This is a genomic window from Streptomyces albospinus (assembly GCF_014648695.1).
Lineage (GTDB): Bacteria > Actinomycetota > Actinomycetes > Streptomycetales > Streptomycetaceae > Streptomyces > Streptomyces albospinus.
Genome location: NZ_BMRP01000037.1, coordinates 14,125 through 28,413, shown reverse-complemented (window position 1 = coordinate 28,413; position 14,289 = coordinate 14,125). Strand labels below are relative to the sequence as shown.

At 75.2% G+C, this 14,289-nt stretch carries 14 protein-coding genes; 4 read left to right on the top strand and 10 right to left on the bottom strand.

Translation table 11 applies throughout. From position 1 onward, the window contains the following. The first annotated feature begins 132 nt into the window (after positions 1–132). The gene (locus IEZ17_RS32475) at positions 133–1,590 is read left to right on the top strand and encodes an alkaline phosphatase PhoX (protein WP_189306456.1); all 1,458 of its coding nucleotides are present in this window, start codon (positions 133–135) and stop codon (positions 1,588–1,590) included. Here IEZ17_RS32475 and IEZ17_RS32470 read toward each other — a convergent pair. Then, complete coding sequence (locus IEZ17_RS32470; protein WP_189306454.1) at positions 1,556–2,467, bottom strand: class I SAM-dependent methyltransferase; 912 nt, start codon at positions 2,465–2,467, stop codon at positions 1,556–1,558. The genes IEZ17_RS32475 and IEZ17_RS32470 overlap by 35 nt on opposite strands. 88 nt (positions 2,468–2,555) lie before the next feature. Between IEZ17_RS32470 and IEZ17_RS32465 the strand changes: the two genes are divergently transcribed. Next, positions 2,556–3,572: an LLM class flavin-dependent oxidoreductase gene (locus tag IEZ17_RS32465; protein ID WP_189306452.1), complete on the top strand. Its 1,017-nt coding sequence runs from the start codon at positions 2,556–2,558 to the stop codon at positions 3,570–3,572. 46 nt (positions 3,573–3,618) lie between these two features. Here the strand turns inward: IEZ17_RS32465 and IEZ17_RS32460 are convergent, their stop codons facing one another. The 3 genes from IEZ17_RS32460 to IEZ17_RS32450 all read right to left on the bottom strand — a co-directional run bounded on the left by IEZ17_RS32460 (position 3,619) and on the right by IEZ17_RS32450 (position 6,230). Beyond that, the gene (locus tag IEZ17_RS32460) at positions 3,619–4,890 is read right to left on the bottom strand and encodes a TerD family protein (protein WP_189306450.1); all 1,272 of its coding nucleotides are present in this window, start codon (positions 4,888–4,890) and stop codon (positions 3,619–3,621) included. 90 nt (positions 4,891–4,980) lie between these two features. Continuing rightward, entirely contained in the window at positions 4,981–5,253 is a 273-nt protein-coding gene (locus tag IEZ17_RS32455) for a GlsB/YeaQ/YmgE family stress response membrane protein (protein WP_189306449.1), read from the bottom strand. Between the two features lie 134 nt (positions 5,254–5,387). Beyond that, the gene (locus IEZ17_RS32450; RefSeq protein WP_189306447.1) at positions 5,388–6,230 is read right to left on the bottom strand and encodes an NAD-dependent epimerase/dehydratase family protein; all 843 of its coding nucleotides are present in this window, start codon (positions 6,228–6,230) and stop codon (positions 5,388–5,390) included. A gap of 260 nt (positions 6,231–6,490) precedes the next feature. Between IEZ17_RS32450 and IEZ17_RS32445 the strand changes: the two genes are divergently transcribed. Then, the gene (locus IEZ17_RS32445) at positions 6,491–7,471 is read left to right on the top strand and encodes a 5-dehydro-4-deoxyglucarate dehydratase (protein ID WP_229852861.1); all 981 of its coding nucleotides are present in this window, start codon (positions 6,491–6,493) and stop codon (positions 7,469–7,471) included. Beyond that, positions 7,471–8,712, top strand: coding sequence for a hypothetical protein (locus IEZ17_RS32440; protein ID WP_189306443.1), 1,242 nt, complete (start codon positions 7,471–7,473; stop codon positions 8,710–8,712). Before IEZ17_RS32445 ends, IEZ17_RS32440 begins: the two co-directional genes overlap by 1 nt. On the opposite strand, the gene IEZ17_RS32435 is transcribed toward IEZ17_RS32440, so the two are convergent. The 6 genes from IEZ17_RS32435 to IEZ17_RS32410 all read right to left on the bottom strand — a co-directional run bounded on the left by IEZ17_RS32435 (position 8,601) and on the right by IEZ17_RS32410 (position 14,234). Then, entirely contained in the window at positions 8,601–9,314 is a 714-nt protein-coding gene (locus IEZ17_RS32435) for a class F sortase (protein WP_189306522.1), read from the bottom strand. The two genes, IEZ17_RS32440 and IEZ17_RS32435, sit on opposite strands and share 112 nt — an antisense overlap. 148 nt (positions 9,315–9,462) lie before the next feature. Beyond that, complete coding sequence (locus IEZ17_RS32430) at positions 9,463–10,116, bottom strand: GVDTG sorting domain-containing protein (RefSeq protein WP_189306441.1); 654 nt, start codon at positions 10,114–10,116, stop codon at positions 9,463–9,465. Between the two features lie 187 nt (positions 10,117–10,303). Beyond that, on the bottom strand, positions 10,304–10,969 hold the full coding sequence (locus IEZ17_RS32425) for a response regulator transcription factor (protein ID WP_229852863.1): 666 nt from the start codon (positions 10,967–10,969) through the stop codon (positions 10,304–10,306). Between the two features lie 29 nt (positions 10,970–10,998). Further along, positions 10,999–12,198 (bottom strand): sensor histidine kinase, encoded by a 1,200-nt coding sequence (locus IEZ17_RS32420; protein ID WP_189306521.1) that lies wholly within the window; start codon positions 12,196–12,198, stop codon positions 10,999–11,001. A gap of 56 nt (positions 12,199–12,254) precedes the next feature. Next, the gene (locus tag IEZ17_RS32415) at positions 12,255–13,322 is read right to left on the bottom strand and encodes a hypothetical protein (protein WP_229852860.1); all 1,068 of its coding nucleotides are present in this window, start codon (positions 13,320–13,322) and stop codon (positions 12,255–12,257) included. Between the two features lie 141 nt (positions 13,323–13,463). After that, entirely contained in the window at positions 13,464–14,234 is a 771-nt protein-coding gene (locus IEZ17_RS32410; RefSeq protein ID WP_189306437.1) for an IclR family transcriptional regulator, read from the bottom strand. Positions 14,235–14,289: the final 55 nt, after the last annotated feature.

The following is a 14,289-nucleotide window of genomic DNA, read 5'->3' as shown; positions in this document are numbered from 1 at the left end:
CGCTCCCCGGCCGCTTCCCTTATGTCGTGCCGTGTTCAACATGTCGTGCCGTGTTCAACCGGTGTTCGGGGGCGCGCGGCAGCCTGTGCGGCGCAGGTGCAGGGCAAGAGACCGGCCGACCGGGAGATGACCATGCCGCTCACCCGACGAGACGCCGCCGGGCGCTCCGCCGCCGCCCGTGCCGGGGGCGCCCCGGTGAGCCGCCACGGGGCGCCGGCCACGGCGTCCGGCGTTCTCCGGGCGGTGGACCCGGGCCGCGGCGGCACGGCGGACCAGGCGCCGGACCCGGCCGGCCACGGCCCGCTGCTCCCGGACCCGGAGGGCGTGCTCGCGCTGCCCGCCGGCTTCTCGTACCGGGTCGTGACCCGGGCCGGTGCCACCCGGCTCGACAGCGGTGAGCCCGCCCCCTCCCACCCCGCCGGCACCGGTGCCTTCGAGGGCCGCCGCGGCGGCACCCTGCTCGTGACCGACCACGCGCTCGAAGGGCTACGCGGCGAGGGGCCGCACCCGGTGCCGCTCGCCGGCGGACCGGTCTACGACCCGGCGGCGGCCGGCGGCTGCACCGTCGCCGAGGTCGCCGCGGACGGCACACCGGCCGGCGCCCGGGTCGCGCTCGCCGGTACGTCCGCCAACTGCGCGGGCGGAGCCACCCCTTGGGGCACCTGGCTCACCTGCGAGCGGACCGAGGACCGGGCCGGCCGCAACGGGATGACCCGGGACCACGGCTATGTCTTCGAGGTCGATCCGTCCGCGCGCACTCCGCTGCGTCCGGGTGGGACAGGCCCCGATGACCGGGAGTCCGGCGGCCCCCGGCCGGTCACCGCGCTGGGCCGCTTCGCCCACGGCCCGGTGGCCGTCGACCCGCAGCGCGGCCACCTCTATCTCACCGAGGACGCCGCCGACCCCGACGGCCTCTTCTACCGCTGGGCCCCGCCGCCCGGCTTCCGGCACGGCCCCGGCCGGCTGCCCGCGCTGCCCGCCGGCGCGGGGGTGCTGGCGGCCCTCACCTGCTGTGATTCCGGTGGGCGCCCTGTCGACGACCTGTCCCGGGCGACCCGGCCCGGCACGGTCTACGGCGTCGACTGGACCGAGGTCCCCGACCGCGGCGCCCGTGCCGACCCGGTGCGCCGGCAGTTCGCCGAGGGGGAGGTCACCCGGGCCGGGCAGCCGGCGGGCCTATGGTGGGCGGACGGCGGCGCCCACCTCGTCGTGTCGTACGCCCGCGAGGGGAGCCCGGTGCGGCAGGGCGGGCAGGTCTGGCGCTACGACCCGCGGCGGCGGACCCTGACGCTGCACGGGCTGCTGGGCGTGGACCCGGCGCCGCACGCCGTCGCCGCCTCGCCCCACGGGGGGCTGATCACCGCCGGGGACGCCGCGGGCCTTCCGCATCTCGCCGGGGTGGCGAAGGACGGCCGGACGTATCCGGTCGCCCGCAACGACCTCACCACCGGGACCGAGGACGCGCCGGAGTCCGGCCGGTTCACCGGGCCGGTCTTCTCGCCGGACGGGCGGACGCTGTTCGCCCACATCCAGGAGCCGGGGCTCACGGTGGCCGTCACGGCGCCGTGGCGGCGGGGGCCGCGGCGGTGATGAGGTAGTAGTCCAGCAGGCCGGTCTGATACGCCGCCAGGTAGTGCCGCGGCCACTTGTCGCGCAGCTCCGGCCGCTCGGCCATGTAGCGGTCGTAGCACTCCCAGACCCCCTCGCCGATCGGCGTCACCTCGACGCTCCGCAGCCCGGCCGCGGACAGCGTCGCGGCCACGTCGTCCACCAGGTGCGGGACGTCCAGGCCGTCGGCGTACGGGGGCAGCAGCTCCGGCAGCACCGGGCCGGCCTCCTTGATGCGGGCGAAGAAGGTGGCCAGCGCGAACTGGCCGTCCGGGCGCAGCACCCGCGCCGCCTCCCGGGCGAAACCGGCCATGTCGCGGAAGTGCTGGGCGGCCTCGACGGAGTACACGAGGTCGACCGAGCCGTCCGGCAGCGGCATCCGCTGGGCCGGGCCGAGGACGAAGTCCAGCCGGCCGGCGGCGCCCGAAGGGCCGGCGTGCAGCAGGTCGGCGTTGGCCTCCCGGGCGCGGGCGATCTGGTCGGGGTGGGCGTCCAGGCCGATCACCGACCCCAGGCCGAACTCGCGCAGCGCCAGCGCGCAGCCCAGACCGCGCCCGCACCCGACCTCCAGGGCGGTGCGGCCCCGCGGGCGGTCGAAGGTGTCCAGCACCAGGCGGTAGAGGTCCTGCTCGCTGCGGATCCGGTCGTCCTCGGTCAGCGGGCGGTCCGCGACCTCGGGCAGCCAGGCCCAGTAGCCGAAGTTGATGAAGCCGCCGGCGAAGGCCGGGACGGTGCTGAGGTCGTGATCGCCGTAGATCTTGGCGACCCGGTCGGGGATGTCCGGCTGCGCTGGGCCGTCCGGGTGTTCCGGGCGCTCGGGGGGACCGGGTTCGCCGGCCGGGGGCGGCTGCTGGGTCATCGGACGCTCCTCGTCTGTGCCGTGGGGGGAAAGCGCCGAGGGGGCGTGTCGGGCGGAATCATGGGCGCGTGCGGACGTTGAAGGGGACGTGAGCTCGACGATAGGGACGACACAATTTTCGATCCTGGACCGCTCCCGCACCAGGGCTGGTCACCCGCCCGCGGCGGCGCTGCGGGACACCGTGGACCTGGCACGGCGTGCCGAGCGGCTGGGCTACCACCGCTTCTGGGTCTCCGAGCACCACAGCGTCCCCGGGGTCGCCGGCTCCGCGCCCACGGTCCTGGCCGCCGCGGTGGCCTCGGCGACCTCCGCCATCCGGGTCGGTACGGGCGGGGTGATGCTGCCCAACCACCGGCCGCTGGTCGTCGCCGAGCAGTTCGGGGTGCTGGAATCGCTCTTCCCCGGGCGGATCGACATGGGGCTCGGGCGGTCGGTCGGCTTCACCGGCGGGATCCGCCGGGCACTGGGCACGGAGAAGGACGCCGCCGAGGACTTCGGGGACCGACTGGCCGAGCTGACCGGCTACTTCACCGGCACCCAGACCGCCCATCCGCAGGTCCACGCCCGGCCCGCCGAGGGGCTCACGGTGCCGGCGTTCGTGCTGGCGACCGGCGCGGGCGCGCGCATCGCGGCGCAGGCCGGGCTGGCCCTGGTCATCGGTGACATCCGGGGCCCGCAGGCGATGTTGGAGGCGATCGGCGTCTACCGCGACGCGTTCCGCCCCTCGGCGCTCTGGGAGCGGCCGTATGTGGTGATCTCCGGGACGGTGGCGGTGGCCGGTACGGAGGTGGCGGCGCGGCGGCTGCTGGTACCGGAGGCGCGTGCGCTGGCCTACTCCCGTACGCACGGGGTGTTCCCGCCGCTGCGGCCCCCGGAGGAGGACGGCGGGGAGCCGATGCCGGCACGGGAGCGGGAGTTCTACGAGGCCGCGATGCGCGGGCACGTGTACGGCACGGAGGAGCAGGTCGCCGAGGCCCTCGGGACGCTGATCGAGCGCACCGGGGCGGACGAGGTACTGGTCACCACCAGCTCCTACGACCGGCCGGCGCTGCTGGAGTCCTTCGAGCGGCTGGCCCGGGTGGCGGGGCTGGCGGGCCGTTCCTGACGGGCCCGCCGGCCGGCCGGGGCGGGCCCGCAGCGGGCGCGCGGGGTCACAGCGCCGCTGCGGCGGGCCCGACCATGCCGCGGACCGTACGGGCGTCGACGAACTCGCCCAGCGCGGTCATCTCCCACTCGCCGGAATGCTGCCGGACCAGCTTCGCCATCAACACGCCCGTCCGCGGGTCCGCCCCGGTCAGGTCGAAGCGCACCAGCTCCTCGCCGGTCTGCGCGTCCGTCAGCCGGCAGTACGCGTTGGCGACCTCGGAGAACTTCTGGCCGGAGAAGGAGTTGACGGTGAAGACCAGGCCGGTGACCTCCGGGGGCACCCCGCCGAGATGGACGGTGATGACCTCGTCGTCGGCGGTGCCGTCGCCGGTGAGGTTGTCGCCGGAGTGCTGGATCGCGCCGTTGAGGATCATGAGCTTGCCGAAGTAGCAGCTGTCGACCTTGCCGCGGTCCGGGCCGTACGCGATGACGGAGGCGTCCAGGTCGATGCTCCGGCCGCGGCGGGCGGGCTCCCAGCCGAGGCCCATCCGGACGGAGCCGAGCACCGGACGGCCGGACTTGACCAGCGAGACGGTCTGGTTCTTTCGGAGGCTGACCCGGCCCTTGTCGAGGTTGATCTTGCCGGTGGCGGGCGGCTGCGCGGCGGGGGCGGCCTGCGGCGGCGGGGCGAGCGGGGCCGGGGCGCCGCTGGGCGGCCCCCACCGGTCGGCGGGCGTCGGGGGCGTCACGGGAGCCCGTGACGCGGGAGGTGCCGGGGGCGCGGGAGGTGCCGGGGCCTGTGCGGGCTCGGGGGCGGCCGGCGGCGCCGCCGGCGGGGCGGCCGGTTCCGCCACGCTCACGCCGAAGTCGGTGGCGATCCCGGCGAGCCCGTTCGCATACCCCTGGCCGACCGCGCGGACCTTCCAGCCGCCGCCCCGCCGGTAGATCTCCATGACCACCAGCGCGGTCTCCGTGCCGAGCCGCGGCGGGGTGAACGTCGCGATGACGGCGCCGCTGGCGGCGTCGCGGACCGTGCCGGTCGGCTCGGTGCCGGCGAAGGTCGCGCCGGGCGCGTCCAGGCTCGCGGTGACCACGACCTTCTCGACGCCCCCGGGCACCGCGGCGGTGTCCACCGTGATCGTGTCGCCCGCCCCGCCGGCCGCCGCGGTGTGGGTCACCCCGGGTCCGGCGGGCTGGTTGTAGAACACGAAGTCGTCGTCGGAACGCACCTTGCCGTCGGTGCCGAGCAGCAGGCCCGACACATCCAGCCGCACGGGGGCGGTGACGGCCACCGCCACCCGCGTGGCGCTGAGCGGAAGGTTCGAGCCAGGAGTCATAGCGGTCATGACAGCCCTAACGGTCGGCGATCAGCCGCGGTTCCGTCGCCGCGGCCCGGCCGGTCCCGGCCGGCGGGGTGGCCGGTCCGGTCAGCGCCGGCTGCGGGAGTTGCCGAAGAGCAGCCGGTAGGCGATCAGCAGGACCAGGGCGCCGGCGACGGCGGCGATCCACATCGACGGGTCGTAGAAGTTCTTCGGAATCGGACGGTGCAGGAAGCGGGTGGAGAGCCAGCCGCCGATGAAGGAGCCGGCGATGCCGATGAGGGTGGTGCCGACGATCCCGCCCGGGTCCCGTCCCGGCAGCAGGACCTTGGCGATGATGCCCGCGATCAGGCCCAGTACGAGCCAGCTGACGATGCCCATGATGCGTTTCCTCGTTCCTGCGTGGTGTGCTGCCGTGGTGTGCTACGGCGTTCCCGGTCAAGGACGCGAGGGGCGGCGGAGAGGTTCCGTACGGTGGCGGATTGCCGTGGATGCCATGGATGCCATGGATGCCGTCAGTGCGGCCAGATGGGCGGGTTCGTGCAGAAGGCTCCGCCGAGGTGGGCGTGTTCGGGGTCGTCCGGGGCGAGTTCCCCCTGGGCGGCGACCAGTTCGGCGGCGTAGGGCTCGGAGTCGTCCCGGGGCTCGTAGCCCAGGGCGCGGGCGGTGGAGAGGTCCCACCACAGGCGGGTGTTGGCGGAGGAGGCGTAGGCGACCGTGTGGCCGACGTGTTCGGCGGTCAGCGCGGCGTGCAGCAGCCGGGCGCAGTCCGCCGGGCTCAGCCAGATGGACAGCATCCGCACGGTTGTCGGCGCGGGGAAGCAGGAGCCGATGCGCAGCGAGACGGTCTCGATGCCGTACCGGTCCCAGTAGAGGGCGGCGAGGTCTTCGCCGAAGCCCTTGGAGAGCCCGTAGAAGGTGTCGGGGCGGCGCGCGGTGTCGACCGGGATGGCGGCGGAGCCGTCCGGAGGGCGGGGGGTGAAGCCGACGGCGTGGTTGGAGGAGGCGAAGACCACGCGCCGGACGCCGGCCTCGCGCACCGCCTCGTACAGCCGGTACGTGCCCTCGATGTTGGCCCGCAGGATCTTCTCGAACGTCGACTCCAGGGAGATGCCCGCGAGATGGATGACCGCCTCGACCCCGCGGACCGCCGCGCGCAGCGCCTCCGTGTCGGCCAACTCCGCGGTGACGGCGTCCGGTTCGCCCTCGACGGGGCGCTGGTCGAAGAGCCGCAGCCGGTAGCCGTAGGGCGGCAGCAGCTCCCGCATCAGGGTGCCGACCCCGCCGGCGGCGCCGGTGAGCAGGATGGTCCGGGGCTGCGGCGGCCGGGACGGCTGGGGTGACGGGCGCGGCGTCATGGGCGGCTACTCCTCCGGCTGAGCTGCAAAAGCCTTGCGCGCGGACGGGATTCAGATGCATGGACACGGTAGGGAGCCGGATCATGGCCGGTCAAGACGCTTGACGGGCTGCTCAAATCCGCTTGCGCGGCACGGGTTTGGGACCCTTGACCCGCTCGGGACGGCTGCAATACCGTGACTGCTCACGTCGACTGTTCAGGGATATGGACACCGATCATAAGCGTATACGAGAACTCGCGTGCGTACACCAGGGAGAACCCGTGACCGCACACCCTCCCCCAGCCGGCGCTGGGAGGTCCCCCCAGCTCGCCGACCGCCTCGACGGACTGCTGTTCTTCCCCGTGACCGCCTACGCGCCCGACGGCGCCCTGGACCTGGACGCCTTCCGCGCCCATGTGCGCGGCGGTGTCGAGGCGGGCGCGGGCGCCGTCTTCGCCTGCTGCGGCACCGGCGAGTTCCCTGCGCTCACTCCCGAGGAGTACGCCGCGTGCATCGCCGTCGCCGTCGCCGAGGCCGCGGGCCGCGTCCCGGTCGTGGCCGGCACCGGTTACGGCACCGCGCTCGCCGCCCGGTTCGCGCACCTCGCGCACACCGCGGGCGCCGACGGACTGCTCGCCATGCCGCCGTACCTCGTCGCCGCCGACCAGCCGGGACTGCTCCGCCACTACACCGAACTCGCCGCCGCCACCCCGCTGCCGGTCATCGTCTACCAGCGCGGCAACGCCGTCTTCGAACCCGCCACCGTCGCCGCCCTGGCCCGCACCCCCGGCGTCATCGGCTTCAAGGACGGCCTGGGCGACCTCGATCTGCTCCAGCGCATCATCAGCGCGGTCCGCACCGACGCCGCCGGCCGGCCCTTCGTGTACTTCAACGGCCTGCCCACCGCCGAACTCACCGGCCTCGCCTACCGGGGACTGGGCGTCCGCCTGTACTCCTCGGCGGTCTTCGCCTTCGCCCCCGAGATCGCGCTGGCCTTCCACCGGGCGCTGGCGGCCGACGACCACGGCACCGTCACCCGGCTGCTGGACGGCTTCTACCGGCCGCTGGTGGAACTGCGCAACCAGGGCCGCGGATACGCCGTTTCGCTGGTCAAGGCGGGCGTGCGGCTGCGCGGCGGACCGGCCGTCGGCGGGGTCCGGCCACCGCTCAGCGACCCCGACCCGGCGCACGTCGAACAGCTCGCCAGGATCGTCGAGCACGGCCTGGCCCTCGCCTCGGCCGCGCCCGGGGCCGGTGCCTGATGCGGGCCGCCGCCTTCCTCTATCCCTGGGACGTCATCGGCGACCCCGACGCCCCCGCCCGCCTGGCCGATCTCGGCGTCCGGCAGGTCACCCTGGCCGCCGCCTACCACTCCACCCGCGCGCTGACCCCGCGCCACCCCCGCCACCGCATCGTCACCGCCCGGCACTCTGCCGTCCTCTACCCGCCGGACCCGGCCCGCTGGTCCGGCCGCGCGCTGCGCCCGTACACCCAGGACTGGGTCCCGGGCCCGGACCCCTTCGGCGAGGCCGCCCGGGCGCTGGCCGCCGCGGGCCTGGAGGTGCACTCCTGGGTCGTGCTGGCCCACAACTCCCGCCTGGGCGCCGACCATCCGTCGATCGCGGTCCGCAACGCCTACGGCGACGCCTATCCGTGGGCGCCCTGCATCGCCCGGCCCGAGGTCCGCGACCATCTCGTCACCCTGGCCGCGGAGGCCGCCGTACGGCCCGGTGCCCGCGGCACGGAGCTGGAGTCCTGCGGCTGGTACGGGTTCGCGCATCTGCACGGGCACGACAAGACCGCCGGGGTCCGCCTGGACGGCGCCGCGGAGTATCTGATGTCGCTCTGCTTCTGCTCGGTGTGCGTCCGGGGCTACGCCGAACTGGGCCTGGACGAGCGGGAGTTGAGAGATGCGGTACGCCGGGCGCTGGAGCCGGTGTGGGCCGGGCGGGCTGCTGTGAACGGCGGCGGCCGGGCGGCGGAGTGGTCCGCGATCGAGGCGCTGCTCGGCGACGGGCCGGCGGGCGCGGTGCGGACCTGGCGGGCGCGGGCGGCGGACGCCTTGCAACGCGCGGCGGTGCGTGCCGTACGGGACGCCGCGGCGGGAGCGGACTTCCGGGTGCTGCTGCACGCGGACGGGGCCGCGCACCGCTGCGGGGCGAACGCCGGGGTGGACCCGGCGGCGGTGCTGGCGCACGCCGACGGGGTGGTGGTGCCGTGCACCGGGGACGCGGCGGCGCGGGCGGACGCCCTGGGGCCGTTCGCGGCACGTGGGCGGACCGCGTGCGTGGCCGCCAACCTCACCGTGGTCGCCGGGATGGGCGGCAGCCCCGGCACCCTGGCCGCCGACGCCGCGCACGCCGCGTCACTGGGGGCGACCGAGCTGCGGCTCTACCACGCGGGGCTGGCCGGCGACGCCGATCTGGCGGCCGTACGAGGGGCGTTGCGCGCGCTGAACCGGTCGGGCCGGGGCCTGGCCCAGGGCAGCGGCGCGGCCTCCTGACTGCCTGTCAGATGGCCGAAGACCACCACATTGCCGAGGTATTCCTGCCGGGACCGGCTGAAGCCGCCGCCGCAGGTGATCAGCCGGATCTCGGGGCGGGCGGCCTCGCCGTAGACCTTCCCGTCGGGGAAGTGCCGCCCGTCGTAGACCTCGACCGCGTCGACGGTGAAGACCGCCGTGCGGCCGTCCTTGCGCAGGATCTGGACGGTGCCGCCCTTCGTGAGGGAGCCGAGGCGGTAGAAGACGGCGGGGCCGTCGCGGGTGTCGACATGGCCGGCGACCAGGGCGGTTCCGGTGGCGCCCGGCGGGGTGCCGTCCCCGTACCAGCCGGCCAGGTTGCGGTTGCCGGCCGGCGGCGCGGCGAGGCTGCCGTCCGCGGCCAGTCCCAGCCGGACCAGCGGCGCGTCGATGTGCAGCGACGGCACCCTGACCCGGACCGGCGGCGACGCGGGCAGCGGCGCGGCGGCCGGCGGGCGGGCGCCCGGCGGCCGGGCGGGGAACCCCTGTGCGGCGGACGGCTGGGGCGGCGGAGCGGTGTCCTCGCTGCCGTTGGCGACGAGCCAGCCGCCGGCGCCGAGCGCGGCGGCGGTGGCGCCGGCTATGAGGGCGGTGGCGGCGGTCCGGCGCGACCGCCGTGCACGCGGGCCCCTGGACGGGCCCGGCCCGCCCCCTCCGCCGCTTCCGGTCGACGGGGGAGCGGGCCGGACACGCCGTTCGGGGCCGTCGGACGGCACGAGCCGATCCGACTGGTCAGTACCGGCCTCCCGGGCGGCGCCGGCGAACGGCCCAGATACCACCGGCGGCAGCGGCCAGCAGGACGCCAGCGCCCGCCGCGATCTCGGTGGTGTTGCTGCCGTCCTCGCTGGTGGAGCCCTCACCGGTCTTCATCTTGCCCTTGGGAGGCATGGTGGAGCCGGGCGTGGCCTTGGCGGACATGGAGGGGGAGGGTTTCTCCTTGGCGGGCATCGAGGGCCCGGTCTTCTCCTTGGCCGGCATGGACGGCGCGGCGCTGTGGGTCATTCCGCCCTGGCTGCTCGGGCTGCTGCCGGCGCCTTGCATCCCGACATGGACCGTACCGGTGATCTCCTTGCCGTCGCTGCACTTGCCGCTGACGCCGTAATTGCCGTTCTTGACACCGGACTTGATCTGCATCTGGCCCGTCAGGGTGCCCTTGCTCGCGCCGGGGGCGAGCTTGACCGAGCCGGTCCCGAGTGTGCCGGCATCGACGTTCGCCGAGTTGCTGCTCCCACAGTCCTTGGTGGAGAGGGAGACCGTGGAACCGGCCTTGGTCATGCCCGGCGACACCTCGATCGAGCCGAAATCGCCGGCGTACGCGGCGGCGGTGGACAGGCCGAGCGCGGCAGCGGACAGCGCGGCACCGGTGAGCAGTCGCGTGGAACGCATGGGAAGAACCTCCGCGAAGCGCGGATGTGGCACACCTCCGTGCCACAGGGAAGTCGGTGGAGTTCCGCGCCTCCTCCATCGAGATAAGCCCTCATGAGGCGAGACGGCCTGCTGGCCTACGACGATCGGGTGAGGAACGGCGCGACCGCGTCGGTCGGGTGCGCCGTACGAGTGGCGGGGGGCCGCATCACCCCGGCCGGACGAAGCCGCACTCGTACGCGGCGATCACCGCCTGGGTGCGGTCCCGCACCCCGAGCTTGGCCAGCACCCCGGCGACGTGCGTCTTGACCGTGGCCGGGCCGACGCCCAGCCGGTCCGCGATCTCGGCGTTGGTCAGCCCGGTCGTCATCAGCCGCAGCACCGCGCTCTCCCGCCCGGAGAGCCGGTCCCGCAGCGCCCGCGCCGCATCAGGGGGCGCGGCGCCGGCCGCTCCGGTGGAGCCGGTGCCTGCACCGGAGGTCCGCTCCCCGGCGTGCCGGGCGGCGATTGCGCGGAGCGCCGCCGGGAACAGCAGCGAGTCGCTGCGCGCCACCAGCCGTACGGCCTGCACCAGCTCGTCCGCCCGGGCGCGCTTGAGCAGGAACCCGCTGGCCCCGGCCCGGAGCGCGTCATAGACATAGGAGTCGTTCTCGAAGGTGGTGACGACGATGACGCGGGGCGGTGCGGTCATCCCGGAGAGCACCTGCTCGGTCGTCCGGATCCCGTCCGTATCGGGCATCCGGACGTCCATCAGCACGATGTCCGGGCGCAGTCCGCGGATCAGCGACACCGCCTCGGCGCCGTTCGCGGCCTCACCGACGACCTCCATGTCGGCCTCCGCGCCCAGGATGGCGCGGAGCGCCGTACGCACCATCCGCTCGTCGTCGGCGAGCACGATACGGATCACGGGGAGGCCGTCCCGGTGCCGGCCGCCGCCACCGGCAGCCGGGCGGTGAGCCGCCAGACGCCCTGCTCGGCGGCGGCCGAGGCGAGGCCGCCCAGCAGCCGGGCCCGTTCGGCGATACCGCGCAGACCGCGCCCGCCGCCCGGACGGGCCGGCGCGGGCGCCTCACCCGCCGCGGCCATCGGGTTCTCGATCGTCACCGCCAACTCCCCCTCGTTCACACGGATACGGACGCGCACCGGAACCGGTCCGGCGTGCCGCAGTGCATTGCTCAGCCCCTCCTGGACGATCCGGTACGCCTCCCGGGAGACCACCGGCGCCAGTCCCGCGAGGTGCCCCGCGGTTTCCAGCGTGACGGGGACCCCCGCCGCGCGGGTCCGGTCGACCAGGGTGTCCAGGCCGTCCAGGGTGGGCGCGGGAGCGGCCGGCGCGCCGTCCTCGCCGTCCCGCTCCTCGCGCAACAGGCCCAGTACGGTGTCCAGTTCGGCGACCGCCGCGCGGGTGGTGTCCTCGATGGCGGCCAGGGCCTGGCGGGCGAACTCCGGGTCCGTGTCCAGGACCCGGCGGGCCGCGCCCGCCTGGAGGGTGACCGCGCTCAGCGCGTGGCCCACCGCGTCGTGCAGTTCGCGGGCTAGCCGGTTGCGGGCGGCGAGTTCGGCCGCACGGCGTTCCGCGGCGGCCAGCCGGTCGGCCGGGGAGGGCCCCAGCAGCGCCGGTGCCCAGCGGGCCAGCAGCGTCCCGGCTCCCCAGGCGGTGCCGAGCACCAGCGCCAGCAGCGCCAGCCCGGTGAGCGGCGCCGCCGGGCCCTGGACGGCCCGCGGCCACCCCAGGGAGGACATCCCCAGCGGGTCGGCGGTGAGCGGCGTCAGCAGGAGCAGTACGGCGGCCGGCGGCGCGGCCAGCGTCATCCCGCTGACGATCCCGCCGGCCAGCAGATGCGCCACGAACCACAGCGCGGTACGCCACCGGGCGTCCCGCGAGACGGCCGGACCGTCGGCCAGCCGCTCCGCGGGCACCCCGCACAGCGACCGCACGGCGGCCACCTCCAGGGGCCTCAGCAGCGGGAAGGCCAGCGCGGCCAGGGCGGCGAGCGGCAGCGCGCAGCCGAACGCGGCCAGCTGCCAGAGGGGACGGCGCAGCGGGTCGGCGCCGTCCACGAGGAGCGGCAGCGCCGCCGATGCCAGCAGGAAGAACGGCATCAACAGCGCGCCGCCCAGGACGAGATGGACCCAGCGCCGGACCAGGGCGCCCGGGGTCAGCCGCACCGTACGGCTCCGGGGCGGATCCCGGCCGGCCCGGAGGCGGCGCCGTCCGCCGCGTGCTCCGGCTCACCTTCCGCGCGGCGTTGTGCGTCGCGCTCCGCGAAGAAGTGGGCCCCGGCGACGGCGACCAGCATCCCGACGATCATCTGCACAGCGTAGGTGAGGCTCATCAGCGGGTCGGGCAGCTTCGGGTCACCCGCCGGGACGGGCAGTGCGGTCAGCGTCATCCAGCCGCCCCAGCAGGCCAGCGCCCCCGAGCCGATCCAGGCGGCGACGAGCGGAACGCGCAGCGGAACCCGCCCGCCGCGGCTGTACGCGAGCAGCAGCACACCCGCCGCCAACAGCACGGCGAACAGCACATACCCCGCGTCGTTCAGCCGCGCGTCCAGATCCCGGGCCGCCACCCGCGCCGGGCTGAGACCGGCCGTGCCGCCCGCCGCCCACAGCAGATGCATCCCGGCGGGTATCACGGTCAGCACCGCCGCCAGCCCCGCGGTCAGCCGGCGCGCGGGCCCGGTGGCGCTCTCCGGGAGCGCCCCCAGCGGACCGCGCCACAGATGCCCCCAGCGCTCCCGGGCGTAGGGCACGAAGAGTGCGCCCAGCGCCAGCGCCTGCACGATGAAGCCGGTGTAGACGACGGTCCACACCCAGGGCGCGAGCAGCGCTCCGGGGTCGCCGCCGCGCGACGCGGGCCGGGCGTGCAGCACCCCGGCCAGCAGCTGCGCGGGGCAGACCGCGACGATCGGCGCGAGCAGCCCGGTCGCACACCACATGGGCAGCACGAACAGCCAGGCCGGCACCCGCCGCCCCCAGGGCCGGGTCAGCAGGAACGCCAGCACGATCACCGCGGCGTCCATCAGGACGGTGAGCGCGTTGAACGCCATCAGGGGACCGCCGTCCCGGCGCAGCGGACTGCCCGCGGGGATGCCGAGGTGGCTGCCGGCGAGCCAGGCGATCTTGAGCGAGAGATAGGGGACGCAGGCGGCGATGGCCGTCGCCCGCAGAACGGCGCGGACGGTGCCGGGGGCCGGTGCGAAAGCCGGTGCGGTGCGGTTCGTCATGCCGTCCAGACTTCCGGGAGCCCGGGCGCACCGCGTCGTCCCCGCCGGCGATCCGCCTCCGCCGCACGGGGGAGGCGGGGGTGGCGGCCAGGACGATGCGGCGCCCGCCGCCCGCCCGACAGCCGGGCCGTCCGGCTCGGTTCACAGCCGCCGGGTGGCCAGTGTCAGCCGGTCCCGGGCGTCGAAGAGGGTGTCCTTGATCATCTGCTCGTGGGCCGGGGTCAGCCGGGCCACCGGTACCGAGCAGCTGATCGCGTCCCGGGCCGGGGTGCGGTACGGGATCGCCACGCCGAAGCAGCGCAGGCCGAGGGTGTTCTCCTCGCGGTCGACCGCGAAGCCCGCTTCGCGTACCGCGTGCAGCTCCTCGATCAGCTGCTCGCGGTCGGTGATGGTGTGCTCGGTCAGCGCCGCCAGGGTGGGCGGCAGCATCGCCCGCACCTGGTCGTCGGTGTACGTGGCGAGCAGCGCCTTGCCCAGGGAGGTGGAGTGGGCGGGCAGCCGGCGGCCGACGCGGGTGAACGGGCGCAGGTAGTGCTGGGACTGGCGGGTGGCGAGGTAGACGACGTTGACGCCGTCGAGCCGGGCGAGGTGGATGGTCTCGGTGGTGTCGTCGGAGAGCCGGTCCAGGGTGGGGCGGGCGGCGGCCACCACCTCGTCGCCGTCGATGTACGAGGTGCCGACGAGGAGGGCGCGGACGCCGATGCCGTACCGGGTGCCGGTGGCGTCCGTCTCGACCCAGCCCAGGTCGACGAGGGTGCGCAGCAGCATGTAGAGGCTGGACTTGGGGTATCCGACGGCTTCCTGGACGGAGGCGAGGCTGTGCATGCCGGGGCGGCCCGCGAAGTATTCGAGCAACTCCACCGTCCGCACCGCGGACTTGACCTGCGCTCCACCGGGCTCGGCAGCTGACATCGCCCTTGACCCCTTTGTTCGGACAGCCATAGAGTCCCAGGGATTCATCATCCGG

What these genes read in the sequence shown, in the direction of transcription:
- IEZ17_RS32450 (WP_189306447.1), bottom strand. Translation starts at nt 6,230, where the DNA reads ATGACGCCGCGCCCGTCACCCCAGCCGTCCCGGCCGCCGCAGCCCCGG.
- IEZ17_RS32415 (WP_229852860.1), bottom strand. Translation starts at nt 13,322, where the DNA reads ATGACGAACCGCACCGCACCGGCTTTCGCACCGGCCCCCGGCACCGTC.
- IEZ17_RS32460 (WP_189306450.1), bottom strand. Translation starts at nt 4,890, where the DNA reads ATGACTCCTGGCTCGAACCTTCCGCTCAGCGCCACGCGGGTGGCGGTG.
- IEZ17_RS32410 (WP_189306437.1), bottom strand. Translation starts at nt 14,234, where the DNA reads ATGTCAGCTGCCGAGCCCGGTGGAGCGCAGGTCAAGTCCGCGGTGCGG.
- IEZ17_RS32475 (WP_189306456.1), top strand. Translation starts at nt 133, where the DNA reads ATGCCGCTCACCCGACGAGACGCCGCCGGGCGCTCCGCCGCCGCCCGT.
- IEZ17_RS32455 (WP_189306449.1), bottom strand. Translation starts at nt 5,253, where the DNA reads ATGGGCATCGTCAGCTGGCTCGTACTGGGCCTGATCGCGGGCATCATC.
- IEZ17_RS32420 (WP_189306521.1), bottom strand. Translation starts at nt 12,198, where the DNA reads ATGCCGTTCTTCCTGCTGGCATCGGCGGCGCTGCCGCTCCTCGTGGAC.
- IEZ17_RS32440 (WP_189306443.1), top strand. Translation starts at nt 7,471, where the DNA reads ATGCGGGCCGCCGCCTTCCTCTATCCCTGGGACGTCATCGGCGACCCC.
- IEZ17_RS32425 (WP_229852863.1), bottom strand. Translation starts at nt 10,969, where the DNA reads ATGGTGCGTACGGCGCTCCGCGCCATCCTGGGCGCGGAGGCCGACATG.
- IEZ17_RS32430 (WP_189306441.1), bottom strand. Translation starts at nt 10,116, where the DNA reads ATGCGTTCCACGCGACTGCTCACCGGTGCCGCGCTGTCCGCTGCCGCG.
- IEZ17_RS32470 (WP_189306454.1), bottom strand. Translation starts at nt 2,467, where the DNA reads ATGACCCAGCAGCCGCCCCCGGCCGGCGAACCCGGTCCCCCCGAGCGC.